This is a genomic window from Paenibacillus humicola (genome assembly GCF_028826105.1).
Lineage (GTDB): Bacteria > Bacillota > Bacilli > Paenibacillales > Paenibacillaceae > Paenibacillus_Z > Paenibacillus_Z humicola.
The window spans coordinates 714,668-739,600 of the sequence record NZ_JAQGPL010000001.1; the positions used below are offsets into that span (position 1 = coordinate 714,668).

General features: G+C 52.5%; 18 protein-coding genes and 1 pseudogene. 13 read left to right on the forward strand and 6 right to left on the reverse strand.

All coding sequences use genetic code 11. From position 1 onward, the window contains the following. Position 1: 1 nt before the first annotated feature. The 4 genes from PD282_RS03370 to PD282_RS03385 all read left to right on the forward strand — a co-directional run bounded on the left by PD282_RS03370 (position 2) and on the right by PD282_RS03385 (position 5,061). Positions 2–1,423 carry a sensor histidine kinase gene (locus PD282_RS03370; RefSeq protein ID WP_274648977.1) on the forward strand — a complete coding sequence of 474 codons (1,422 nt, stop codon included), beginning with the start codon at positions 2–4 and terminating at the stop codon, positions 1,421–1,423. Positions 1,424–2,019: 596 nt separating this feature from the next. After that, positions 2,020–3,120, forward strand: a complete 1,101-nt coding sequence (locus PD282_RS03375) for a DUF3048 domain-containing protein (RefSeq protein ID WP_274648978.1) — start codon at positions 2,020–2,022, stop codon at positions 3,118–3,120. A gap of 313 nt (positions 3,121–3,433) precedes the next feature. Then, positions 3,434–4,045 (forward strand): DUF47 domain-containing protein, encoded by a 612-nt coding sequence (locus PD282_RS03380; RefSeq protein WP_274648979.1) that lies wholly within the window; start codon positions 3,434–3,436, stop codon positions 4,043–4,045. Positions 4,046–4,065: 20 nt separating this feature from the next. Continuing rightward, on the forward strand, positions 4,066–5,061 hold the full coding sequence (locus PD282_RS03385) for an inorganic phosphate transporter (protein WP_274648980.1): 996 nt from the start codon (positions 4,066–4,068) through the stop codon (positions 5,059–5,061). A gap of 331 nt (positions 5,062–5,392) precedes the next feature. On the opposite strand, the gene PD282_RS03390 is transcribed toward PD282_RS03385, so the two are convergent. Next, complete coding sequence (locus tag PD282_RS03390) at positions 5,393–5,935, reverse strand: hypothetical protein (protein ID WP_274648981.1); 543 nt, start codon at positions 5,933–5,935, stop codon at positions 5,393–5,395. Positions 5,936–6,250: 315 nt separating this feature from the next. Between PD282_RS03390 and PD282_RS03395 the strand changes: the two genes are divergently transcribed. The 8 genes from PD282_RS03395 to PD282_RS03435 all read left to right on the forward strand — a co-directional run bounded on the left by PD282_RS03395 (position 6,251) and on the right by PD282_RS03435 (position 15,406). Next, positions 6,251–6,541, forward strand: coding sequence for a YerC/YecD family TrpR-related protein (locus PD282_RS03395; protein ID WP_274648982.1), 291 nt, complete (start codon positions 6,251–6,253; stop codon positions 6,539–6,541). A 4-nt stretch (positions 6,542–6,545) separates the two neighbouring features. Then, positions 6,546–7,616, forward strand: coding sequence for a sirohydrochlorin chelatase (locus PD282_RS03405; protein WP_420832267.1), 1,071 nt, complete (start codon positions 6,546–6,548; stop codon positions 7,614–7,616). Between the two features lie 275 nt (positions 7,617–7,891). After that, positions 7,892–8,806 carry a diacylglycerol kinase gene (locus PD282_RS03410; RefSeq protein WP_274648983.1) on the forward strand — a complete coding sequence of 305 codons (915 nt, stop codon included), beginning with the start codon at positions 7,892–7,894 and terminating at the stop codon, positions 8,804–8,806. A gap of 46 nt (positions 8,807–8,852) precedes the next feature. Then, a complete protein-coding gene (rlmD, locus tag PD282_RS03415; RefSeq protein WP_274648984.1) occupies positions 8,853–10,523 on the forward strand; it encodes a 23S rRNA (uracil(1939)-C(5))-methyltransferase RlmD in 1,671 nt (556 codons plus the stop codon). Between the two features lie 540 nt (positions 10,524–11,063). After that, positions 11,064–11,609 (forward strand): hypothetical protein, encoded by a 546-nt coding sequence (locus PD282_RS03420; RefSeq protein ID WP_274648985.1) that lies wholly within the window; start codon positions 11,064–11,066, stop codon positions 11,607–11,609. Positions 11,610–11,614: 5 nt separating this feature from the next. Further along, positions 11,615–13,045, forward strand: coding sequence for an ImmA/IrrE family metallo-endopeptidase (locus tag PD282_RS03425; RefSeq protein WP_274648986.1), 1,431 nt, complete (start codon positions 11,615–11,617; stop codon positions 13,043–13,045). A gap of 567 nt (positions 13,046–13,612) precedes the next feature. Next, complete coding sequence (locus PD282_RS03430) at positions 13,613–13,795, forward strand: hypothetical protein (RefSeq protein ID WP_274648987.1); 183 nt, start codon at positions 13,613–13,615, stop codon at positions 13,793–13,795. A gap of 339 nt (positions 13,796–14,134) precedes the next feature. Next, complete coding sequence (locus PD282_RS03435) at positions 14,135–15,406, forward strand: IS110 family RNA-guided transposase (RefSeq protein WP_274648988.1); 1,272 nt, start codon at positions 14,135–14,137, stop codon at positions 15,404–15,406. Between the two features lie 570 nt (positions 15,407–15,976). Here the strand turns inward: PD282_RS03435 and PD282_RS03440 are convergent. The 4 genes and pseudogenes from PD282_RS03440 to PD282_RS27555 all read right to left on the reverse strand — a co-directional run bounded on the left by PD282_RS03440 (position 15,977) and on the right by PD282_RS27555 (position 20,299). Further along, positions 15,977–16,456, reverse strand: a complete 480-nt coding sequence (locus tag PD282_RS03440) for a toll/interleukin-1 receptor domain-containing protein (RefSeq protein ID WP_274648989.1) — start codon at positions 16,454–16,456, stop codon at positions 15,977–15,979. Positions 16,457–17,054: 598 nt separating this feature from the next. Further along, entirely contained in the window at positions 17,055–17,840 is a 786-nt protein-coding gene (gene istB / locus PD282_RS03445) for an IS21-like element helper ATPase IstB (RefSeq protein ID WP_274648771.1), read from the reverse strand. After that, entirely contained in the window at positions 17,837–19,048 is a 1,212-nt protein-coding gene (istA, locus tag PD282_RS03450) for an IS21 family transposase (protein WP_274648990.1), read from the reverse strand. The genes istB and istA overlap by 4 nt, the downstream gene beginning before the upstream one ends. 76 nt (positions 19,049–19,124) lie before the next feature. Continuing rightward, positions 19,125–20,299: pseudogene (locus PD282_RS27555) on the reverse strand (IS110 family RNA-guided transposase). Between the two features lie 605 nt (positions 20,300–20,904). On the opposite strand from PD282_RS27555, the gene PD282_RS03470 reads away from it, so the two are divergent. Continuing rightward, positions 20,905–23,661, forward strand: coding sequence for an ATP-dependent DNA helicase (locus PD282_RS03470; protein WP_274648992.1), 2,757 nt, complete (start codon positions 20,905–20,907; stop codon positions 23,659–23,661). Positions 23,662–23,713: 52 nt separating this feature from the next. Here PD282_RS03470 and PD282_RS03475 read toward each other — a convergent pair whose 3' ends face one another. Further along, positions 23,714–24,928, reverse strand: coding sequence for a helix-turn-helix domain-containing protein (locus tag PD282_RS03475; protein WP_274648993.1), 1,215 nt, complete (start codon positions 24,926–24,928; stop codon positions 23,714–23,716). Positions 24,929–24,933: the final 5 nt, after the last annotated feature.

Here is a 24,933-nt window from a genome sequence, read left to right on the forward strand (position 1 = left end):
GATGGGCAGCCTTCGCACACGCATGGTATGGAGCTACGGCGTTCTGATCCTGCTCGTCGTCGTCCTGCTCGGCGGCATGTTTGTGACGCTCGTGTGGAATTACTACTACGGAAGCGCGCAAAGCGCGGTGCTGCAGCGGGCGGAGACGGAAGCGGCGCTGCATGACCGCAACATCGCCTACGATTCGATGCACGACATGTCCAGCTACATGCTGCAAAATATGACCGAAGGCAGCTCGCGCCTTCAGCTGCTCGACGCCGAAGGGCATCTCGTCGTGGACAGCGACGGACTCGCGGGCGACGGCAAGCCGCTGTCGACACCGGACGTCGTCCGGGCGATGAACGGCGACCAGGGCGTCTGGCGCGGCATCAATCCTGCGACGCAGGAGCGGATCGTCGCCGTAACGCTGCCCGTCGAGCGGGACAGCCGCGTCGTCGCCATGTTCCGCTACACGGCGTCGCTCGAACGGGTCGACGCCATCGTGCGCAGCATGATATGGACGTCGGTGCTGGTCGGCGCCGTCGTCGTGCTCCTTTTCTTCACGATGAGCGTCTGGCTTGCGGGCCGGATCGCCCGCCCGATCCGCAATTTGACGCGCGTGGCCGAGCAGATGGCCGAAGGCGACTGGACGCGCCGCGTGAGGATCGCCAACCGCGATGAAATCGGGCGGCTTGCCGAAATGCTCAATACGATGGCATCGGAGCTGACCCGGCGCGAGCAGCTGAAAAACGATTTTATTTCGTCGATTTCCCATGAGCTGCGCACGCCGCTCACTTCCATCAAGGGCTGGAGCGAAACGCTGGCCCGCGATCCGTCCGATCCCGAGGAGCTGCAGCTGGGCCTTACGGTCATCGACCGGGAAACGGACCGGCTGGCCGGGCTGGTGGAAGACCTGCTCGATTTCTCCAAGCTGTATGCCAAAAATATCGTGCTTCATCCCGAAGCGCTCGACGTCATGAAGCCGGTGCGGGAAACGATGCGCCAATTCGAAGCGAGGGGACAGCGGGAAGGCATCCAATTAACGGCCGTATACGGCGAAGGACCGCTGATGGTGGAAGCGGACGCCAATCGGCTGAAGCAGGTGCTGATTAACGTCATCGACAACGCCTTCAAATTTACGCCGGCCGGCGGGACCGTGACGGTAAAGGCGGATGAGGAAGCCGGCCGGGCGCGTATCGCCGTGATCGATTCCGGCAGCGGGATCGTACCGGAGGATTTGCCCCACGTGACGGATAAATTTTATAAAGGCGAAAGCCACCGTTCGGGCAGCGGACTTGGTCTTGCGATCTGCAAGGAGATTGTGGAGCTGCACGGCGGCGAGCTCCGGATCGACAGCCAACTCGGCAAAGGGACGGCCGTCACGGTCCGGCTGCCGCTGATCAACAAGGAGCCGGCCGAACCCATAGCGGAACGTCAGGAATAGAACCGGCGGGCCTGAACATGGAACCGGCCGAGCCAAAAGCGGAACGTCAGGAATAGAACCGGCTTCGGGGTGGCCCTGACGTCATGGGCGGCTCTTTCCGGCAAGGAGCTGGCTGAGCCCATGGCGAGCGGGGCAAGCCTGACGTCACGAACTGCCCTTTCCGGTGGGAGCGCTGTGGCTCCGGCCGCCAATAATCGGCGCAATCCCGGGGGGGGGGGGGGCTTTGTACCCCCGATTCATCGTTCTGAAATAAAGGTGTGCCGGCTGCCGGCACACCTTTTCCCTTATTCCTTATAAAACAATTGTTTATGTTTAACGCTTACATACGCGATGGACGCAGCAAGTCCCGCGAGCAGCACAAAGCCAAGCCAGTGGCGGCCGACCCATTCCAGCCAAAGGGGCATCGCCGTTCCTCCCTTTCTGTAGGTGTCATACGAGTAGTATGCGGCGGGCATTGGAAGGCGTACACCCGGTAACATTTGCATCGGCCGACAGCCGTCCTGCGCGCCGCGAAGGAGACAAGCGGTGCGTATATGTGGTTTAATAGACTGCAGGGCGGAAAAGCCTGACAATCGAAGGCGAAAGGTGGAATGCGCATGGCTCGCCATACACGCATGAAATTCCGGTCTGTGTCCGTAATTGGCATGACCGCGCTTATCCTGTCCGGCCTCCTGGCGGGCTGCAGCGGCGGCGAAACGAATCCGAAGCCGTCCGCCGGCGATACGAATCCGGCGCCGCCGCTTGTGCAGCCGCAGCATCACAACGAGGAAACGAACGTTACGCCGCCGAAGCCGGCCTATACCGCGCCGCTGACCGGTCTGCCCTCCCAGCGAGAGGTGACGAACCGGCCGTTTGCGGTCATGATCAACAACCTGAAGCCGGCCCGTCCGCAGTCGGGGCTGCCCCATGCCGACGTCGTGTGGGAGGTGCTGGCCGAGGGCGGCATCACGCGGCTCGTGGCCATTTTTCAAAGCGACGACAGCTTCACCGGTCCGATCGGTCCGATCCGCAGCATCCGGCCTTACCTGATCCAGATCGGAGAGTCGTACGGCGGCGTGCTGGTCCATTCCGGCGCGAGCAACGACGCCCTGGCGCTGCTGCAGCATTCCGGCAAGGCCGACATGGACGAAATCAACAATGCGAGCGCCTACTTCTACCGCGACAAGTCGCGCAAAGCGCCGCACAATTTGTATTCGACGCTGAGCAAGCTGCAGGAAGGCGCGTCCAAACGGCACTACGACCGGGACGTGAAAGTTCCTGCGTTCTCCTTTGCGGAAGACGGAGCGACGGGCGGAGGGACGCCGGCGGAGAAGGTGGCCATTCATTTTCTGCTGAAAAGCTACCGGGTTTCCTATACGTACGACCCGGCGACGAAGCTGTATGCCCGTTTTATTAACGGCGAGCCGCATACCGATTTGACGACAAATACGCAGCTGACGACGGCCAACATCGCGGTCATCGGCGCCAAGCACCGCACCTATGACGATTACGGGCGGCTTGACATCGACCTCGACTCCGGCGGACCGGCCATGCTCATCCAGCTCGGCAAAGCGGTGCAGTGCGAGTGGAAGCGCGGAGCGGACGGCGCGATCCATCTGATGAAGGACGGCCGGGAGCTGTCGATGGTGCCGGGCAAAACGTACTATCACGTCGTGCCGATGACGCCGACTTTTGCCGGGCATATCGAGATCACCTGATGCCTGCGTTTGCTCCAACCCGATAGAAAGGCTGTTTTCACCAAGAAGCCGGTCCGGCGGCTGAAGCGCCAATTACGCGCTGCCGGGCGGAAGGCTTCTTTTTTTCGACTCTTCGGGCGGTTAAAAACGGGGATCCCGGAAAAGAATAGAACTGCCGGAGCGGTCCCCCGCCTGCTTCCGTGAAAATAATTCAAAAAGTTGCAGAACATTTTACAATGCCATAACAATTGACCTGTAAACTATGGTAAGATATTGTCGGTTTACAGGACTGGCGACCTGCGTTAAATTATGGCAACAAGCGAAGGGGATACCGATGTTCAAGAAAAAAGACGTGTTTTTTACGACGCTGGAAGCGATGGCGGACACGATTCTGGAGGCCGTGGGCTATTTCGAGCAGAACGTCTCGAATCTGGAAGATCTGACGGCATTCGCCAAAACGATGAAGGAATACGAGAACAAAGCCGACCGCCACGTCCATACGATTTTGACGGAGCTGAACAAAACGTTCATCACCCCGATCGAGCGCGAGGACATCATGGCGCTGACGACTTCGCTCGACGACGTGCTCGACGGCATCGAAGCCTGCGCTTCCCGTTTTGAAATGTATAATATCCAGGCGCCGGACGAGTACATTCGCCTGTTCGCCGACAACCTGCTCCGCTGTGCGCAGCAGATCAAGAAGGCGATTTACCTGCTGACCGAGAAGAAGCTGCTGGCGATCCGCGAGCCGGCCATTCATATCAACGAGCTGGAGAACCAGGCGGACGACCTGCTCCGCGTCTGCATTACCAGCCTGTTTGCCAATGTGGTCGATCCGATCGAGCTGGTCAAACGAAAAGAAATTTACGAGCGTCTCGAGCAGACGACCGACTACTGCGAAGACGTCGCGAACACGCTTGAAACGATCATCATGCGCAACAGTTAAGGAGTAGGAGACAAGCGGTTATGGACATATACGTGCTCGTCGGCATCGTTATCTTTCTCGCGCTCGCGTTCGATTTTATCAACGGCTTTCACGATACGGCGAACGCGATCGCCACCTCGGTCTCCACACGGGCGCTTTCGCCGCGGGTGGCCATCATCGTCGCATCCATCATGAACTTCGTCGGCGCGATGCTGTTCACCGGCGTCGCCAAGACGATCGGCGGCAAGGTGGCGGATCCGGCCAAGCTGGAGCACGGCGTCGAGATCGTCATCGCGTCGCTCCTGTCCGCCATTCTGTGGAACCTGGTTACCTGGTGGTTCGGCATTCCGTCCTCCTCCTCCCATGCGCTGATCGGCTCTCTAGCGGGAGCGGTCGTCAGTGCGGAAGGCTTTGGCGGCATCAATTACAGCGGATTTACGGATATCATCAAAGGACTCATTTTTTCGCCGCTCATTGCGTTTACGATCGGCTTCATCGTCATGTGGCTGTTCAAGCAGATATTCGCCAAGTCGAGCCCGCACCAGATCAACAAAGGGTTTCGGACCGGCCAGATCATTACGGCGGCTTTCCAGTCGTTCACGCACGGCACGAACGATGCGCAGAAAGCGATGGGGATCATCACCTTCGCCCTCGTGGCGGCCAATTTGCAGTCCACGCTCGACGTGCCCTGGTGGGTCAAGGTGGCGGCGGCTAGCTCGATGGCGCTCGGCACCTCGATCGGCGGCTGGAAAATCATCAAGACGATGGGGACGAAAATTTTCAAAATCGAGCCAATCAACGGCTTCGCGGCGGATATTACCTCGGCGTCGGTCATCCTGACGGCGACGCTTACGAAGCTGCCCGTCAGCACGACGCACGTCATCACGTCGGCCATCCTCGGCGTCGGCAGCGCCAAGCGCTTCTCGGCCGTCAAATGGGGCCTCGCCGGGCGGATCGTGATTTCGTGGATCATCACGATTCCGGTAACGGCCATTATCGCGGCCTTGATCTACCGCGTCATTGCGCTTTTTATGTAACGGCCCGAAGGCCGGCTGCCACGCACGCCGCTCACGAAATAGCGGCCGCAGGGCAGCCGGCCTTTTTTGGGGCCGAGTGCGGTTTGAGACGGCGCCCGGCGTTTGCGGGCGTAAGGCACGCGGCTTAAGCCGCGCCTGGCGCAGCGCGGCCAGGGCATGGCGCGCCGCAAGCGGCGTTTGCGTGCCGCGCCTTGAGCTGCGCGGCCAGGGCAGGGCGCGCCGCAAGCGGCGTATGCGTGCCGCGCCTGGCGCTGCGCGGCCAGGGCGGGCTCGCCGTTAACGGCGTATGCGTGCCGCGCCTGGCGCTGCACGGCCGAGGCAAGACGCGCCGTTAACGGCGTTTGCGCCGGCGCGCTCTGCGGCGCTGCTGCGACGATGCGCCGGTACGGCGCTTTCTGCGCCGCGGACGCGCCGGCACGAGGTCGTCGTCGGCGCTTGCGGCGGCTTTCTTTTTCCCGAAGGAATCGGCGAGCACCTTCAGGAGCGGGGCCATCTGCTGGAGGCTGCCGACGACCTTCTGCACCTTCTGCATCGTATTCACAATGCCGTCGACCCCGCCAAGGCGGTCGATCATGCCTTTCAGATCGTTCAGGCTGTTCGCGAGCTTGGAGCCGCTTTTGCCGGAAGAGCCGGAGCCGGCGACGGACTCCACCAGCTCGGAGCCGGCAGGGAGAAGCCCCGATGCGGGCTGGATGACAATCCCCGGCGTAGTCGATTGCAAGGGGGAGATTTCGAACGGACCCGCGCCCCCGGAAGTATTCGGAAACCCGCCCTGAAACGGATCGGAAATGCCCGGGTACGGGCTCTGACCCTGACTTTGGCCGCCTAACGGCTGGGCGAAGCTGCGGTAAGGCGGGCTGTAGCGGTATTTCACGCGGAATCACAACCTTTGGCTTTTTCTAACAGTCTATGGGCTGGGCAGTCATACGGATTGGACGAATGCCCGTATCGGGCCAAATTTTCTCCGCGACTGTCCGGTTGGACCGGGACGTTCGTCCTTCATGACAGGCCTCATAGGGCGCCAAGCGCACTCGCTTTCGTTTATGAGGCTATGAGAAAGCCGGCGAAAACGTGAATCTTTTGCCGAAGCGGTTCTTCTGTCCTGTAAAGCTTGAATGCGGTAATGCTTGAAAATTCGGCGCCGAACCGATACAATGAGACTATTAGTTCTTGCAGAGGTGACGGGCAAATGCAGCTGAAAAAGCTGAACGACAAGGCGATCGACCAGCTGTTTGAAGCGGTTTTGACGCTGAAAACGGTCGAGGAGTGCTATATTTTTTTCGACGATTTGTGCACGGTAAACGAAATCCAGTCGCTGTCGCAGCGGCTGGAGGTGGCGCGCATGCTGGGCAAAGGCTGCACGTACAGCCAGATCGAAGCGGAGACGGGCGCAAGCACGGCGACCATTTCACGCGTGAAGCGGTGCCTCAACTACGGCAACGACGGGTACAAAATGGCGCTGGAGCGCGCGGGGCGCTGACGGTATGAAGCCGGGCGTTCTGGTCATCAGCCACGGCTCGCGCGAGGCGGAATGGGTACGGCTCGTCGAAGAAGCGGTCGCAGCCGCCGCCGCGCAGGCGGAAGTGTTTTGGCTCACCGGCCTGGCGGGTGTTGGCGGGCAAACGGGAGATGGCCGTACGCCGTCGGTTGGCTCCCGGCCGCCGGTTACCGGCTGCGAGCCGGGCATTGGCGTGCAAACGGGAGACGGCCGTACGCCGTCGGTAGACTCCCGACCGCCAGTTACCGGCAGCGAGCCGGGCATTGGCGTGCAAACGGGAGACGGCCGTACGCCGTCGGCTGGCTCCCAGCCGCCGGTTTCTGGCAGCGAGCCGAGCATCGGCGGGCAAACGAGTAACGACCGGCGTCTGCCGGTCGTCTCGTCGTTTTTGGAAATTGTCGAGGGCCGTCTCATTCAAGACGGGCTCGACCGGCTGGAAGCGGAAGGCGTAACGGAGCTTTACGTCCTTCCGCTCTTTGTGTCGTCCGGCAGCACGCATGTGGACGACATCGCGCAGGCGTTCGGCCTGCCGCCGGTGTCGCCGGCGCGGGCGGGGGAGCTTGAGCCGCTGCGCTGCGGCGGCATGCGCGTGCATTTCGGGCAGCCGATCGACGATGATGCGGACATTGCCGAGCTGCTGCTCGCGAATATCCGCGAGCTGTCGGAGGCGCCGGAGCGCGAGCGGCTGCTGCTGGTCGCGCACGGCTCGCGCGAAGCCGGCTTCTTCGCGCGGTGGCGCGGCGGCATGACGCGGCTCGCGGAGCGGATGCGGCAGGGAGGCGGCTTCGCCGGCGCGGACACCGCGATGCTGCTGCCGGACCAGGCGGCCTGCAAGCTGCGCGCGCTGCAGCGGAAACGTCCGGGGCAAAACGTCATCGTCGTACCGCTTTTCCTGAGCGTCGGCTATTTTACGCGTACCGTGATCCCGTCAAGGCTGTCAGGCCTCCAGTACCGCTACAACGGGCGGGCGATGCTCCCGAGCCCCTATATCTCACAATGGATGGGCGGGCAGATTGCCGCGTGGCTTGAGAACCGGGATCCGAATAGAATAGAATAAAAGGACGACACTATAGAGGAAGCAATTGGCAGGAAAGGCGGCAGGCCGTTTCAGCCGTTTTCGAGACCGAGGCGTTGCAACAGGAAAATCGTTCCACGAAAGTAGAGCCAAGCGCCGGCCTTTCGTTCAAGTACGAACCGGGGATTGGGCCGAATACGTCCGGCCTCGCATCCGTGCCGGCTGCGCTGCAACCGACGCGCCGCGATGCGGGGCTCCTTTTGGCGTTCGGGCTTCGGTTTTGCAGGCGGGTTGAAACGTGCCGGAGGTGGCAGGTAATGGACATTAAACGGGCAAGACTGATCTATAACCCGACATCGGGCAGGGAAGAAATCAAACGGAGGCTGCCGGATATTTTGCAGCGGCTGGAGCGGAGCGGCATCGAAACGAGCTGCCATGCGACGATGAGCGAAGGCGACGCAACGCTCGCCGCGGCGGAGGCGGCGGACCGCGGCTTCGATATGATCATCGCGGCGGGCGGCGACGGCACGCTGTACGAGGTGATTAACGGCCTGGCGGAAAAGGAATACCGGCCGCCGCTCGGCATTTTGCCGCTCGGTACGACAAACGATTTTGCGCGGGCGCTCGGCATCCCGAAGCATTGGGAATACGCGGTCGACCTGATCGCGCAGCAGTACGTGCGTGCGATCGATCTCGGTCGGGCGAACAACCGCTATTTTATCAACATCGCGGGCGGCGGTTCGCTGACGGAGCTGACGTACGAGGTGCCGAGCAGGCTGAAGACGATGATCGGCCAGCTCGCTTACTATATGAAGGGCCTGGAGAAAATGACCCGTCTCCGCCCGACCGAGCTTCGGCTCCAGGCGAGCGAAGTCGGCGAAATTCACGACGAGATCATGATGTTCCTGATCTGCAACAGCAACTCCGTCGGCGGCTTCGAGAAGCTCGCCCCGGACGCGCGGCTGGACGACGGGCTGTTCGACGTGTTGGTGCTCCGCAAATGCAACCTGGCGGAGTTCATCCGGCTGGCGTCGCTGGCGCTGCGCGGCGAGCATTTGAACGACCCGCACATCATCCATTTTCGGACGAGGGAGATGCTCGTCACGACGCCGGATTACGTGCAGCTCAACCTGGACGGCGAATACGGCGGCACGCTGCCGTGCACGTTCACGGTGCTGCCCAAGCATTTGCGGATTTTTGTCGACGAAGCGGGCGAATCGACATATCGATAAGAAACGACATTTTAACGGACGGACAGAAAGCGGGCGGGTTTAAACGATGAAAAGCAGCAGCGGCGTGCCAGTCGCGAAAAACGATGAAGTCGTCGTCGATATCGTCGGCTTGACGCATGAAGGCGAAGGGGTAGGCCGCGCAAGCGGCTTTACCCTTTTTATACAGGGAGCGCTGCCGGGCGAACGCGTCCGGGCCAAGGTGCTCAAGGTGAAAAAGCAGTATGGCTACGCCAAGCTGCTGCAAATCGAGACGGCCAGCCCCGACCGCGTCGACGCGCCGTGCACGATCTACAAGCAGTGCGGCGGCTGCCAGCTCCAGCACATGGACTACGCCGCCCAGCTCCGCTGGAAGCGGCAGCACGTCGTGGATAACCTTGTGCGGATCGGGAAACTGACCGTTGCGGGGGAGGACGGAAGCGATGCGGCGGCTGCAGGCAGGTTGAAGGACAAGGCAGCTGACGGCGGCGATGCGGCGGCTGAAGGCAGGCTGAAGGACAGGGCGGCTGATGGCGACGATGCGGCAGCTGCAGGCAGGCTGAAGGACAAGGCGGCGGACAGCGTTGCTGCGCCATCTGCAGGCGGCGGACCGGATCGCACCGAAAACGACAGGAATGCGCCATCCGTTAACCACCAAAATGGTCGCGTCGCGAGCCGAAGTGTCGTCGTCCATCCGACCATCGGCATGGACAAGCCTTGGCGCTACCGCAACAAGGCGCAGGTACCGATCGGCATGGCGATGGCGGACGTCAACGACGGCGCTGGCGGCTCGCTGGTCGGCGGCTTCTATGCGCGCGGCTCGCACCGCATCATCGACATGGACGCCTGCCTGATCCAGCATGAGCGCAACGACGAAGCGGTGCGGCGGGTCAAAGCGCTCGGCTCCCGCCTCGGAATCACCGCTTACGACGAAGAGAGTGGCCGCGGCCTGATTCGCCACGTCGTCGTCCGGACCGGTTTTGTCACCGGCGAGACGATGGTCGTCTTGATCACCAACGGCAGGAAGCTGCCGCAGACGGAGGAGCTTGTCGAAGGCATCCGCTCCGCGCTGCCGGACGTGCGAAGTATCGTGCAGAACGTGAACACGAAGAACACCAACGTCATTTTCGGCGAGGAAACGCGCGTCCTATGGGGCAGCGACGTCATTTACGACGAGCTGGACGGCATCCGCTTCGCCATCTCCGCCCGCTCCTTTTACCAGGTCAATCCTGCCCAAACCGTCGCGCTCTACCGAAAAGCGGTCGAATACGCAGGCTTGACCGGCACGGAGACGGTTATCGACGCCTACTGCGGCATCGGCACGATCTCGCTCTTCCTCGCGCGCCAAGCAGGCCAAGTCTACGGCGTCGAAATCGTCCCCGAGGCGATCGAGGACGCGAAACGCAACGCCGCGCTGAACGGCATCGCCAACGCCTCGTTCGAAGCCGGCGCAGCCGAAACCGTCATCCCATGCTGGCGCAAGGACGGCATCGTCCCCGACGTCATCGTCGTCGACCCGCCGCGCAAAGGCTGCGACCCAGCGCTGCTGGACACCATCCTCGCCATGCGCCCAAAGCGCGTCGTGTACGTCTCGTGCAACCCGTCGACCCTCGCGCGGGATTTGCGTGTGCTGGAGGACGGCGGGTATTCCACCGTCGAGGTGCAGCCGGTGGATATGTTTCCGCATACCGTTCACGTAGAATCGGTGGCTTTGTTAGTGAGTAATGGTACAGATGGCTGAGATTGCAATAGTGGAGCGGGTTTGGGGAGTAGTACAGATGAACTAATAGTGTGAAACGGAGGCGAGGAAATAGTAGAGTTGACTGATTGTTGACGAATTAATAGATTAATTGGGAGATGCCTGATTCTTGAATCGGGCGTTTTCAATTATTGGGACAGGGGTTCAAATCCCCTCGCCTCCACCATGTAAATCCACTACCGCTTGAGGTAGTGGATTTTTGCTTTTCCTCGGAATAGATCCAAGCCTCCGAAAGACATACATAACCACGTATCTCATATACTTGCAGCCTATGGTTATTAACAAACACTTTGGAGGCAAATGGAATTCAAAAACATGATCATTCTAGCAAAAAATTCGGCCCGCTGGGTTTGATTTTATACATGGGCCTAGCAGTGCTTTCCTAACACAACAACGTCCAAAGTAATGAACAGCAAACTACTTTGGTGGATTAATTTCCCAAAAACATATTCCATAAAGTGTAGTACTAATGTAGAATGTATTAAAGTGACTATTTGATCGATTAAAGGTGCGGGGGAAAAGATGGCGGAGATGACGATTCGTAAAATTGTGGAGTGTGACGCATTTACTGAATATAAGGAACTATTTAGTATTAGGCCACCCGACTTGCAGCGCAAGAAATATGATGATGAATTACAGCAATTGCAGCCAGAGGATGGACTTATTGAATTTTTGTACCACGAAATGGAGATAATTGAGGCAGGTTCACCACCTGTAAGTTACGATGAGTTTAATGGTGTTAATAAATATCTATGGGTTATTACCGAAGAAACTGTACCATTAATACTCGAAAATGGCGAGACAGGTCAAAAGTTAACAAGAAATAGTGTTTCCCATACAAACTTGACAGGTGGTAAGGATGCGTACTGTGGCGGAGAGGTTTGGTTTGATGGTAGTAGCAATGTCATATGGATTTCCGGAGGTTCAAGCAGATATAGAGCTAGAAATAAAGATGAACTAGATAAGATTGCTGAGTGGTTCTCAAACTGTAATTACGAAGTCGTTAATTTTGGCTGGGATGAAGATATTGATGGTCCGGTGAGGTTATTTAGAGGGAGATCAAGGTGATATCTATGGATTGGTTAGATAAAGCTAAACTTGTATTTGGTGATGGTTTGGAAGGTAAGAATCTCAAAGAATATGCTTTATATTCGAGTGTTAAATTCGTTAGAAGTCAGGATCATCTTGCTGTTTTAGGTGATTGGAATTCCGGAGCAAAAGGCCAAATTCTAACAGCTTTCGAAGCGTTGGATATTTTTGGGATTGAGAAGTTACTGAAGGCTATTGATGAAAAAGTGATATTTATTGCCCACGATATTGAGGAGCCAGCAAGAACTTTTAAGGAAAGACGTGAGAAATTAGGCTTAGAATTTTCGGATATTACTAGGTATTTGGAGGTTTCTTTGGAACAACTGGTTAACTTAGAGGATCCGGAATTTAGAAGTCCGATAAGTATAATAAATAAGGTTGCCCAAAAACTTGGCTTGGATGACAAGAGAATATCTTTGTCCAATGAGCAAAGTGGGGAGCGGCTAGCAATACGCTTAAAAACAATAGCTGCTGAATCAGCAACAAGACTAAGTCGTAAAGATATCCTGACTTTAACTGAGGCTAGTTGGGTTATCAAGAGGCAAACAGAATTAGTAAAACTGCTTAAAGATAAAAATGAGTTGATTTGGGAGAGGGTTGAAAAAAGTAGTAATTATGGATCACCAGGCTATCCTGCATGGCAACACGGATATTATCTTGGTGGACATCTCAGAAAAACCTTGAATATTAAAGGGATAGAAGTTCCTTCACTAAGAGGATTATGCGAAGGGTACTTTGAAATTCCACTAATTCAAGCCAGCCTATCTCCATCCATCGCAGGCGCAATTTTATCAGTTGAAAATTGTAGGGGAATAGTTATTAATATTAATGGATTAAACACATCTAATGTATTCTCTAAAAGGTTAACCATTGCACATGAATTAGGTCATCTTCTTTGGGATCCTGATGATTTTTTAGAGGATTTGCGTTTAGATGAATACTCTTCATTTGAACAAAACTGGAAAGAACTTGGTGATTATGTGGAACAAAGGGCTAATGCTTTTTCAGTTGAGTTTTTAGCCCCGCAAGCATTGGTTTCTAAGGTTTATAGGCAAAATGGTACAGGGGAACAAGGCTTGAGGAGTGTTGTTGAAACATTTGGAATTAGTGTAACAGCTGCTAAATATCACTTGCGAAATTATGGAGAGCTTGTCCCAAATTCAAATATCCAATTTAGACCTTCAGATCATTGGTTGGCAAGTGAGAACTATATGACTGATTATTTCCCTATTCATGAAACGCCTAGCCATAAAAGAGGGCTTTTTGCGGGATTGGTCGCCCTAGCTTACAAAAATAACTACATCTCAGATTGCACCGCAGCACATTATCTAAATACTGATATTGATACCTTTAAAGCTCAATATGGTAATGTACTAGATTGCTACTCCGAAGAGCTAAAAGAGTTTAAAATTTAGGCCACGTTACCCCAAAGTTGCTATCGTGGCGGCGAATTGTGGTTTTGAAGAGCCGCGGTTCGCCTCCACCATGAAAAGCCCGACCTCATGCGGTCTGGGCTTTTGTTATGTCTAAGTTCGTAGACTACCGTAGACATCAGCTTTTTTGTGGGAGTTCGCAGTGACTTTCTCGTAGACATTTTGTCTACGACGTACATTTTGTGGGTTATAACGTTAATGATGACTTGCTCTATTTTTATCTTGAGGAATGCTTAGAACCCCTACATATATGATCTTGAGTAATCAGTCCTATCAAGGTAACATGCAACAAACGTGTTCCTGGGAGGTTTTTAAATGACGTCCGTTGTTCAAACTTGTCATAATGTAAGTCAATCTTACTGTACTTCTCTAATCGGTCTTGAACTGGACGATATGCAGACGCAAATGTTTTTATCTATCACAAGACTTCACTGCAAGCTCGGTGTAGAACAGGAAAAGCCGGAACGACATCGGAGCGGCGCCAGGAAATAGTTAAAGAAATTCAGAGCTTATGATTAATACGCGATGACCTTATCGCGGGAGGGGATTATGTTGCCACAGCTACCTTTGCCAGAATGGATGACTCCTGCATTTGACGAGCGCTTTTTAGAGAAAGCAAGGGAAGCTGGGTATTTGGATGAGGTAAAGGCGTTTCAAAAAAGACAGAATGAGATTGAAGAGAAACTGAAACAAGTACTCCCGCGAGAGGCATTTCAATGGGTTCTCGAATAGGAAGAAGTTATGAATTATAGGCTCACAGTAGAGCGTCAATGGCTGTATTACGCCGGAATTAATGATGGGTTAGGAATATGGAAGCATCTCCTAAAGAACAATCCGACATGAAAGAAAGCCGCCATGCTTATTACGCAGTTGGCGGCTTTCGTCATTAATCTTTAGACATTGTAAATAAGTTTGTAGATTGCGGAGCAGGCTTTAAGCCTGACGGGAAACGTTAGCATTCCTGTAAATGGATTAATTTCGTCTTTGAAAAAAGAAGAGCACCTCGGTACGATGGGAGTACGCAACGGGTCATAGCCCTTAAAATCCCATCATCCAGGAGGACGCTCTACTATGAAGTTTAAAGCGCAGGACAAACAAAATCAACTCATTGAAAAAATTACCGCTCATCATCTGGTCGTCGGGATCGACATCGCCCAGCAAACACATGTCGCGCGTGCTGTTAATTTTCGTGGAATTGTAGTTGGTAATCCACTTTCCTTCTCAAATGACGAAGAAGGATTTCATAACCTTCATCGGTGGATGCTCTCGCTACAAGCCGCGCATGGCCTAACAGCAGCCATTGTTGGCATGGAACCTACCGGGCACTACTGGCTGAACCTTTCTAGGTGGCTCTCAGAGCGCCAATTTGAAGTCGTTCTCGTCAATCCACATCTTGTGAAAAAGAACAAAGAAAACCGTGACAATACGCCATCCAAGAGCGACAAAAAGGATGCTCTCGTCATCGCGGACATGGTCAAAAACGGTTACTACTCGTTTATTCGCAATACACCCGAGACCTTTGAAGAATTGCGTGTCTTTCTCTCCAATCGCGACTCTGTCGTGACGAGGCTGGTCAGTGCCAAGAATCAAATCCATCGGTGGGTCGACGTTGTTTTCCCAGAGCTGCGGCAAGTCTTCAAGAACCTTATGTGCGTCGGTGCACTGGCCACACTACGTCTTTTCCCAACACCCGATGAACTGAGTAAATTACAGCCCTTAGACATCGTACGAGGCTGGAAGTCCCTTATGAAACGGCATTCTGGCGAACGAAAAGCTCGAGCGCTTATCTCGCTTGCACGCAACTCTGTTGGTACGAACCAAGCCGCCCATGCCTACAGGCTACATCTGAAGCAGTTACTCGATGAGTACGATCTTGCCTGCATGCAGCTAAAAACTGTAGAAACGGAGATCATTTCTGTTTTAGAGCGGATTCCATTTGCAAAATCCCTGCTTGCTGTTAAAGGGATAAGTGCCATTTCACTTGCCGGTATTCTAGGCGAGGCAGGCGACCTGAGCGGCTTTGTTCACGGGAATGCCTTGCTGCGGCATGCTGGCCTTAACCTTGCGGAAGCAAGCTCAGGCAAATGGACCGGACAGATGAAGATTAGCAAACGTGGACGATCTCGTCTCCGCCGTTTCATCTTCATGATGACCATAAGTTTGGTCGCAAACAATCCGGAATTCAAAGCCTTGCATGCTCGTAATGTGCAAGTGAAGAAGATGAAGAAAATGAGGTCCATCATGAAACTGTGTGGTAAGTTAGCTCGAATCTTAGTTGGAATGGCCCGCCGTGGAGAAGCTTACGACCCTCATAAGACGATGCCAATGCTGCTAGCAGCTTAACTTCTACCTACCGCTTCAATTTACGAATAGTGGCTTATTCGCGGGATTTCAAAGAAAGCACGAAGTACCGGATGTATTGAACCAAAGGGCACCGACCCGTAACGATAGCAAGACCGGCCTCCACCCCTTGGAAAGGCGTAACGAAGGAATGAGAGGGCATAGACCCGTTGAGACATGGGAGTGAAAACCTCCAGGGGCGGCGTGGAGAACGCGTGCAGTATATGGAAGGATATGGGGTGGCAACCTCCCCCTTTCTTTCCTCACGCCTTCATGTTGTCCAGGTCTATTACGAGGTTCCTCATACTCTCTTTCTGTATTTCTTGCAAGGGTGAAATCCTGCGAATAAGCGAGTATCGTGAGAAAACTAAATCGTACCGAGGGAGTTCAATAAAACAGCAGCAGTATAGGACTTTATTTTCTCGTCCATAGCTGCTGCTGTTTCGTTTTTTCGGGTCAGTCTAATACTTATTTCTCGGAGTCTGACGGTTTTGCAATTCGAAAAACCGCGCGGACTTAATACATCCAGTCAATACTTTATATTTATGCGGACCCTCTAGTAGACAACAGAGCTTAGAGAGCGACCAGCTCTGCGAGCTTGGCCGCGACGTCTGCCATTGGCTCTTCTGCAGTGTTCAGGCCGCTTCGTGATCCGAGCAAGGGACTGACTTCGCGGAGAGCTTCATAAGTTGTCTCATGCACAATCGGAACGAGCCGTTCACCAGCGAGGAGTGCCGAAAGTTCTTTGTCGGCGATGCCCTCTGCTGGCAGACGTTTTAGCAGCGCAGGGGTCACCAGCACAATCCCAACTCGCGAGTTCGCCAAGCCCTTGTCGATGGCGCGAAGCAACGGCACGCCGAGGCCAACGTCCTTCTCGCTGAACCAGACGGAGACACCACGTGACTCAAGCAGATCGTGCAGCTCCTTGGCGGCCCCCCGCCGGTCGTCCCACGCATGGCAGAGGAAGACGTCCCGAAGGTCCTTCTCTGCCAGGTATTCGACGCTGTTGCGGACTGGTGTGAGTGCCCGAATTTCTGCAAGCGTGTACGACACGGACGAACCTACTTTCGACCAACGCGGCTTTTCACTGCGGCCGGAACCTCCGCCGCTGCTTCCGCCTCCCCCACTTCTCAGGGACGGGGAGTATGAAGGGGGCGAGTACCCGTAGCCACCACCACTATAGCGGCCATAACGCCCACTGCACGCTGGGCAGTTGGCTGCGGCACTCGCTGAGCTATGTCCCCTTACTGGAGCCGTGCATCTAGCCATGTTCTCTACCTCCTAATTGAATGAAGTCTTTGGACGAGAAATATAGTCCCAGGCTGCATGTACTGTGATCAATGTGTATGATATCTTGTTCTTCTTCAAGTGAACAGGGTGTATGTATTACGACCAAGTGTTGCCGGCTGAAAGGAGCGATTATTTTTAATCTTCTGAGTCAGCAGCTGGTTCTCCAAGGGTTCTGTGAAAACCAGCTAATGGTTGTCAAGCCCTCTAGTATAGACAAATTTTTAAAACCCGGTATACTGTTTTTGAGCATGACAAATAATCCTTCATTGGCGTGAAGGTAATGGGTAATTTTGGTTTTTTAGTTCTGGTGTCAACATCAGTTGAAAATTCCCCAAAACAATCACTCGAAAATTCCCCAAATTCATCGGTCGGCTTCTGCGTCTCCTGACGGTTCAGGACGGAAGAAGCCGGCCTTTTTCTTCTCCCTGATGCGGTAGCTTTCGCCCTTAATGTTGACGGTACTGGAGTGGTGGAGGAGGCGATCGAGGATCGCCGTAGCCAGCACGGAATCACCGAAGATGTCGCCCCAGGCACCGAATGTTTTGTTAGATGTAAGCAGGATCGAGCCGCGCTCATATCGCTCCGAGACAATCTGGAAGAAGAAGTGAGCTGCTGTTTCGTCCATCTTGCGGTACCCAATCTCATCGACGATGAGCAGGTCGGGCTTGATGAACATCTTGATCTTCTGCTTAATCGTGTTCGTCAAATGAGCAGATTGCAGCGTCTGTACCAGGTCATGCGCCGTAATGAAATAGACGGTGTACCGCCGCTTGATCGCCTCGAGCCCAAGTGCCACAGCCAAGTGTGTCTTTCCCACACCCGGGGGACCAAGGAAGATGAGATTCTCCTGGTGCTCCACAAAGCGGAGTGTAGACAGATCCCGGATTCGGCGCTCGTCAACAGACGGCTGGAAGGCAAAGTCGAACTGGTCCAGCGTCTTACGAAACGGCAGGTGGGCAAGGCGCGTTCGCGTTTGAATGAACCGGTCATGCTTGAATAGTAATTCTTCGGCCAGAAGCTTGTCCAAAAACTCCAGATACGGTATATTCGCTTTAGACGCTTCTTCGGCGTGCTGATGGATGATTTCCGGTATGCGGACCCACCCAAAGTGGCGGATCGCCGCCTCCAATCTCTCTTGCAGAATCATTGGAACACCGCCTCTTCCATGAGCGATTCGTAGACCGAAAGCGAGCGTTCCAACACTTCTGGTGCTGCTTGTGGGACATAACGAGGCGTGGGCTCTCCAACCGGACGACTCGATGTACTGCGAATGCCCTCGAAGTGTTTTTTATTGCTGACGATTTGATGCCGCCCCATGGATTTCGGATGCTCGGCGACGAGTTCTCCGCCGCAGTAGAAACGAAGCGTGCCGTTTTTCTCATCCTCGATTTCCACCACAGAGCCGACGTACTGAAACGGTACGGTATACCGATTCGCTTCGAATGAGACGTAGCAGTCGCTCGAAACCTTGCGCTGATGCCGCTCGGCGTAGGCGAAGCGGACCTCGGTGACCGGGCTGAGCGTCTCTTCTTTCCACATCTCCCAAGGCACTCGGAAGGTTGTACCGTGCAGCCGCCGGTTGGCGATGGCATCCATCCAGTGACGCGCCTGTGTATTGAGATCCTGCAGTCCGGTGAAGGTGCTTATGCGCGGCCAGAAGTTCTTGCGTACATAGCCGACGCCGTTTTCCACTTTCCCTTTGGTGCGTGCCCGGTACGGTTTGCAACGGCGCAGCGTGAAGCCGTAATGCCCGGCAAACCGGGCGAACTGCTCATTCCAGATGGTTTCGCCGCTTTCGTCCTGCCCGGTGACGACGGTCTTCATATTGTCGTACAGACAGGTTCGGGTCACGCCGCCGAAGAACTCGAACGCTCTCGAATGACAACCCATGAGCGTGTCCAGCCGACTGTCCTCCGTAAACTCCACATACAACGCCCGCGAGTAGCCCAGCACCATGATGAAGGCATACAGCCTTTTCAGCCGGCCGTCTTGCTCAATTTTGAATTCGCCCCAGTCCACCTGCGCCTGCTCACCGGGCTGCGTTTCGAACCGCTCGGTCGCTTTCGACAGGACGGCCGGCCTCAGGGGCTGCATGAAGAGACGAAGCATGGTACTGCCGCCGGTATAGCCTTTCGCCCGAATTTCGTCCAGGATGACCATGGCATTCAGGCAGCCTTCCGCCATACGGCGCTTTATGTAATCTTTGTAGGGGTCCAATTTCCCCGCTGTCGGCTTACGTTTTGGGTAGCCCCCCGGCTCGCCTGCCTGCAGCCACTTCCGAATCGTCTTGCGATCCTTCCCCAGTTCATCTGCGATTTGTGTGATGCTCATGCCTCTTTCCCTCATATCCTTCATCTTGTAAAACTCCCCGTTCTTGACCAATCTCGACTCTCTCCCTCCGGAGAGTATGTCGGCGGTGGGTGGGGAATTTTCAAGCGATGATATTGGGGATTTTACTACCGATTCTCACACTGGTAGGGTTGGCCTTGCTGAGGATGGCGTATACGTGATGGAGAAGCTTGTTGGCGCAAGCGATCACGGCCACCTTGTAGGGCTTACCCTCTTTCTTTTTCTTAGTGTAATAATCCTGAAGTCGTTGGTTAACACCGCGTCGTAATCCACATTGAACCGCCAGATACAGCGCTCTTCGAAGTCTTTTGGAACCTCGCTTCGTAATTCGGTTATGGGAGGCGACAAACTTTCCCGAGCTGAAGACACCTGGATCCAGTCCCGCATAGGCCACCAACTGTTTCGCGCTCACAAATTGACGAGCATCTCCAATCTCCGCCAAAATTGTGGCTGCAAGTTTATCGCCTATTCCTGGAACGGTCTTCAATAACGATACCTCCGGTAGTGTCGCTGAGCATCTGTTGGCATAACTGGTTTTGAAATTCAAGCAAGAGAGAGACCATTCCAGCCAAGACCGTACTTTGGGAAGAACTCTTATCGTTGGATGTATTCTGTAGAGCTTGTCTCAGCTGTTCGGTTTTCTCTCCGATCCAAACCTTTCAATGGGATTTACCTACCTGTTCTCGAATAACGTCTTCCACCTTTTCTATCCCGCTGCTCAAACATTCCTGCAAGACCTTAAGGGCCATAGCGGAAAACAGCTGACTAAATACCTTTTCGTACGCAGGAAACACCTGATCCAGCAAGACTCTTGCGTTTAACTTCGCCTGAACATACATAGAGGTGATGAACGCATGTGGACGCGTCACATGCTGCAACTCCGTATACACCTCCTTCCACGCACGGTGTGGCGTTACATCGCCTCGGTAATACATGTTCGCTAAGTGCCAAGCATCAGCTGCGTCCGTCTTTACTTTTCGAAGCTGCGCACTCCTCGCGCGTTTGAATTGCAGGGGATTGATCACAACATGATGATATCCCTCGCGTACGAGATAGGCGACCAATCTGCGATGATAATGACCGGTTGCCTCCAAAACAACAACCGGCCTTCAGTTCGTCCAGTACTTCTCCCAACCGTTCAAAACCGCCCTCATCATGCATGAGGGTTTTCAATGCCCCATAGGGTTCATCCCGCCTTACAAAGGCCTGAACCACACTCGATCCTTTGGCCACATCGATTCCTACAACTGGTTTCATCCTATGCTCCTTATTTACCGTTTTGCCGGTTCTCCCACGATGGTTCCAAACCCATAGCTTCGCTTGTGATACGAGATCGCGGTCTCTACCAGCTCAAACATGGTCATTGGGGTAGTGGGAGAACTGTTTTCACTACGGGGTTTGCCCCAATAAAGTTTACGTTCTCCCGGCTACCGCCATCATATGATGCCTAAGCAAAAAGGCCAACCAGTAATCAACTGGCTGACCTAATAATACGAAATAAAGTTTTAGACCACGAAAACCAAGATCCACTTCAAGTTGCGAATTAACCAGCTCATTGAGACGATGAGCGGCGATATTGGGAATAAATGGATGTGGACAAGACATTTGTGTGAAATTGGGATGAACCCCTGCATTTGGCAGAGGCTATTGTCTTAATTGGGAATTGTTTGTGGAATTTGAGATGGAAATAGGATATTCTTGAGATAGGAATATTGTACTAGATAAACTCTATTACATGTGCTCTTCACCGAGTGATGGGAAATATCGAACACAGATCCAAAGAACACATTGCACTCCGCGATTTCTTTGGTCCTGCTCTTGACTGGTGACGACAAGCGAAGCCTAAGAAATGGGGTAAACAAATGACCACCGATCCCGAAACAATTCGTAAAATTGACGAGCAAATTCACAGAAGTGATGCCGCAATTTGTCGTCATATTGAGAACCTAGACGCCTTGGGTAGAGGGGCGGTTTCGCAGGATATCCTGTCCAATCTACGGACGTTTGTCGAGCATGCGATGTTCAAAATCTATGCCCATGCCAATGTTACTACATACAATTATCAGAACATAGAGCAGGCTATCAGCTTTGTGAAGACCAAGGGACAACTGAAATTCCTATCGAGGTTTCACGCCTATTTGCAAAGTGTTGTTTCGCACTATACGCTTGACCCCGAAGATTCAGAGCGTGTGATGCTGAAATACTATGAGTTTATGCTGAAAATCAAAGCTTTCCTGAAAACTAAGCATGGGCTTGATGTGCTTGCGAATCTGGACAAATTCCCACTAAATACAGATAGAAACCTACAGGAGTATTACGAGAGAATAGCCGAGAGGTTAAACAGCAGAAATCATAATGCGGATATGGCCGCATCCACTAATCTGCGATATTATATCCACAAAGTTAAGCCTTTCTTTGTGAATCAACGAATTTACTACGAAGTCACCTTCATCCCCGCAATCGGAAAAGCGAGCAAATTTGACCGCATAATCGCTTTTACTGAATGGGACATCTCGAAATACTACGCCGTAAAGCTTTGGACGGTCGCAGACAATATCACTATCCTCGGCAAGACAATGCCCATTTTCATCATTGTGAGTTGGGAAGTGGCAATTCGGCCGATTGAAATAGAGAAGTTCTCTAATATTCTCGGAGAGCATTTGCCAGGCTATGCGGGCTCTGCCGAGGGGCGAGGATTGATGCAGTTCTTGACACAGACTGGGTTTAACCTTGTGGAACTGCTTTGTTTTGAAGATGCGCATTATAGGCAAATCCGTTCAAGAGTTCTCGCGGCCTTCAATGCGAAGGTTAGTCATCTCTTTGACTTGTTCGACCGTAGCCGCGAGATTATTAGCAGCAATAGCACCGGTTGCAATGTTCTTCGCTATCTACTCTATCATATGAATAACAAGGTGATTGAGGATCAGCTTGGAGATTCCAACCGCTTTCTTTCACAGCTTCGTTTGGCCTATGGCTGTATTCCCTTTGAGCAGATGCCGTTTAGTACCTCGCTTTTGCATCACAACCCGAGGCTTGTTGATTTGTTTGACTGTCTTGATACGACGAACAGGATGCACGAGATGCTTGCCCGATATGTACTCAAAAATACAGAGAGGAACGGACAGCTCTATACTCCGCGAGCGGAGCTTGAACGGTTTGGCGATATCGATGCGCTTGTAAGTACCTTCAACAGAAAACTATACAAGAATGAGCGGCATCAGGCTCGCCGCTTAAAAGAACGTAACGGTCATTTTTACATAGTTGGCTATGAAAATGACACGGTAGGGATTATTCAGAGACTGATCGAATTGTCATCTGGTGGCGTTCAAAACTATATTAACTATGTGGACGGTTGGCTCACTTCGGCAGTTCACCCAGTGGACTGTGAAGAGAAAAAAATCTCTTTGCGCCAGATGTTCACCCAGTCATCTGTTGCGCTTATCTATGGTTCGGCTGGTACAGGGAAATCCACACTTATCAACCATATTTCAAATCTATTTATGCATCAGAGTAAACTATACTTAGCAAATACAAATCCTGCCGTTGATAACATGAAACGCAGAGTTACAGTTCAAACAGACAATACGGATTTTATGACTGTTACAAAGTTTATTAAGAAACAGAGCATACGTACAAAGTATGATATCGTGGTCATCGATGAGTGCAGCACGGTTAACAACGGTGATATGAAAGATATCTTAGTAAAAGCTGAGTTTGAACTGCTTGTTTTAATAGGTGATATTTATCAAATTGAAGCTATTCAGTTCGGAAATTGGTTTAGTGCTGCAAAAGGCTTTTTACAGACATCCTCCATCAATGAGCTTACTAAACCATACCGAAGCCACAATGAGGAGCTGCAGACGTTATGGGATAGGGTTCGCAGTATGGATGACAGAATAGTCGAAACAATAGCTAGAAACCAGTATTCAGCATCGCTGGATGCTTCGATATTTATACCCGCAGAACCAGATGAGATTATTTTATGTCTCAACTATGACGGTCTCTATGGGATAAATAACATTAATCGTTTCCTTCAACAAGCTAACCCTAACCCCGCTGTACCGTGGGGACTCCAACTGTATAAAATCGGCGACCCGATACTGTTTAACGAATCTGATCGTTTCACGCCCGTGATTTACAACAATATAAAAGGTTGGATAGCGGGCATCAAACTTGTTGATGACAAAATCCAGTTTGATATCGAAGTGGATAAGTCGATTAACGGACTGGAGGCTCGGAACTGTGATTTTGAACTTCTGCCGAATTCAGCGTCGGGACGTTCAGTAATCCGCTTTACAGTTGATGATCATAGAAAAGTTGATGAAAACCGTGAAGTTCCAATAACAGCTGTTGTGCCATTCCAAGTTGCCTATGCGGTATCAATCCATAAAGCACAGGGATTGGAATTCAATTCTGTAAAAATTGTTATCACGGATGAAATCGAAGACCACATAACTCATAGCATTTTTTACACAGCCATTACTCGAGCTCGAGAAAAACTGAAAATATACTGGACACCTGAGGTCGGACACAGAGTTCTCGGCGCGATTAAGCCGAAAGACATCAAGCGAGACATTGCATTTTTAAAAGCTGCATTAACTGAACATACAACCACATGAATTTGCTTGATCAAGATATTGTTAACTTGGTGAATATTAAAAGAGCCAACCATTAATTATTGGCTCTTTTATCTTTCTTACGATCAGCAAGATAAAGCAAGACCTCGTCCTCACTCTGACCACTCTTATTAAGCGTACCACTTTTTAAACCCAGCAATTCCTCGACCATCTCTTGAGAGAGATTCAGCCCACCTGCGTTCATTATTTCCCTTGAAGTGGCAATTTTATTTGCAAGAAGAAGATCAATTGCTTTGGGCAAAACCATAGGCTGAGGAACCGGAATCTTTTCGTCCAACGGCTCACGTATTTTCATGCCCTTTGAGTTCATTTGTCTCATTAGGTGCTGATACTGATTGTAGGTAATAACCTCAAGTTGAAAAGCTCTTACAATCATCGCGGAAATTGCAACGTTCCACTTCTTCTTCAACTCAACGTAAAAATTAAGGTTGATGGGGTAGAGGAGGTCTTTAATAAAGGCTTCTTTAGGCAGTAGAAGAGCGCCAGCAAAACTATCTGCTTGCTTTTCGACTAATCGATGCTCTTCATAATATTCCTCGGTATCGGTGCTCCAATTGTGCAGGATAATGTGAGCTAACTCATGAGCAGCGGTGAATTGTCTTCTAACCGCTGAATGTGTATCGTTGCCTAGAACAACAATGTACCGTTCACGATTTCCAATCATTTGGCACTGGCTAAAAGCATCGATCTTCTCGGAGTTAGTTCCAAGTGATGTTACAATCAAACCGTTTTTCTCTAGTAAATGAACCATATTGCCTATCGGCTCGGTTCCGATACCCCAGTGATTGCGAAGAGTAAGTGTGATCTTTTCGATGTCATCAGATTTAATTGACCTAAGATCATCAAATTTTTCAGCGTCACTCTCTAGAAGGTCATGGACAGAAGGGAGGTTAAGGGTCGGGAAGTTGATGAAGTTTTCAAGGTAATCACAAATGGCAGAGAGATATTTGGTTTTCTCAATTTGTGAGAGTCTTGCCTTTTTCGTGGCACTGACCAACGAACGGAAGAAGGTATTGCCAATCTCGATATCCTTGACTAGATCCTTCTCATAGAAAAACTCCATTGGGAATTTCAGCATTGGGAGAAAGCTCATCATGGTTTCAAGAGTAGGCTTGGCTTTGCCGTTCTCAAATTGAGATATCGCTTGTTTGGATATGTTCGATTGTTCGGCTAGCTCTGATATGGTATATCCCGCGTAGATTCTTGCTGACTTGAACCGATCTTTATTAAAGCTGTTCCCGCGAGCCATGAACG

What these genes read in the sequence shown, in the direction of transcription:
- istA (WP_274648990.1), bottom strand. Translation starts at nt 19,048, where the DNA reads ATGAAGGATATGAGGGAAAGAGGCATGAGCATCACACAAATCGCAGAT.
- PD282_RS03375 (WP_274648978.1), top strand. Translation starts at nt 2,020, where the DNA reads ATGGCTCGCCATACACGCATGAAATTCCGGTCTGTGTCCGTAATTGGC.
- PD282_RS03475 (WP_274648993.1), bottom strand. Translation starts at nt 24,928, where the DNA reads ATGGCTCGCGGGAACAGCTTTAATAAAGATCGGTTCAAGTCAGCAAGA.
- rlmD (WP_274648984.1), top strand. Translation starts at nt 8,853, where the DNA reads ATGAAAAGCAGCAGCGGCGTGCCAGTCGCGAAAAACGATGAAGTCGTC.
- PD282_RS03395 (WP_274648982.1), top strand. Translation starts at nt 6,251, where the DNA reads ATGCAGCTGAAAAAGCTGAACGACAAGGCGATCGACCAGCTGTTTGAA.
- PD282_RS03380 (WP_274648979.1), top strand. Translation starts at nt 3,434, where the DNA reads ATGTTCAAGAAAAAAGACGTGTTTTTTACGACGCTGGAAGCGATGGCG.
- PD282_RS03420 (WP_274648985.1), top strand. Translation starts at nt 11,064, where the DNA reads ATGGCGGAGATGACGATTCGTAAAATTGTGGAGTGTGACGCATTTACT.
- PD282_RS03430 (WP_274648987.1), top strand. Translation starts at nt 13,613, where the DNA reads ATGTTGCCACAGCTACCTTTGCCAGAATGGATGACTCCTGCATTTGAC.
- PD282_RS03435 (WP_274648988.1), top strand. Translation starts at nt 14,135, where the DNA reads ATGAAGTTTAAAGCGCAGGACAAACAAAATCAACTCATTGAAAAAATT.
- PD282_RS03410 (WP_274648983.1), top strand. Translation starts at nt 7,892, where the DNA reads ATGGACATTAAACGGGCAAGACTGATCTATAACCCGACATCGGGCAGG.
- PD282_RS03385 (WP_274648980.1), top strand. Translation starts at nt 4,066, where the DNA reads ATGGACATATACGTGCTCGTCGGCATCGTTATCTTTCTCGCGCTCGCG.
- istB (WP_274648771.1), bottom strand. Translation starts at nt 17,840, where the DNA reads ATGATTCTGCAAGAGAGATTGGAGGCGGCGATCCGCCACTTTGGGTGG.
- PD282_RS03470 (WP_274648992.1), top strand. Translation starts at nt 20,905, where the DNA reads ATGACCACCGATCCCGAAACAATTCGTAAAATTGACGAGCAAATTCAC.
- PD282_RS03425 (WP_274648986.1), top strand. Translation starts at nt 11,615, where the DNA reads ATGGATTGGTTAGATAAAGCTAAACTTGTATTTGGTGATGGTTTGGAA.
- PD282_RS03405 (WP_420832267.1), top strand. Translation starts at nt 6,546, where the DNA reads ATGAAGCCGGGCGTTCTGGTCATCAGCCACGGCTCGCGCGAGGCGGAA.
- PD282_RS03370 (WP_274648977.1), top strand. Translation starts at nt 2, where the DNA reads ATGGGCAGCCTTCGCACACGCATGGTATGGAGCTACGGCGTTCTGATC.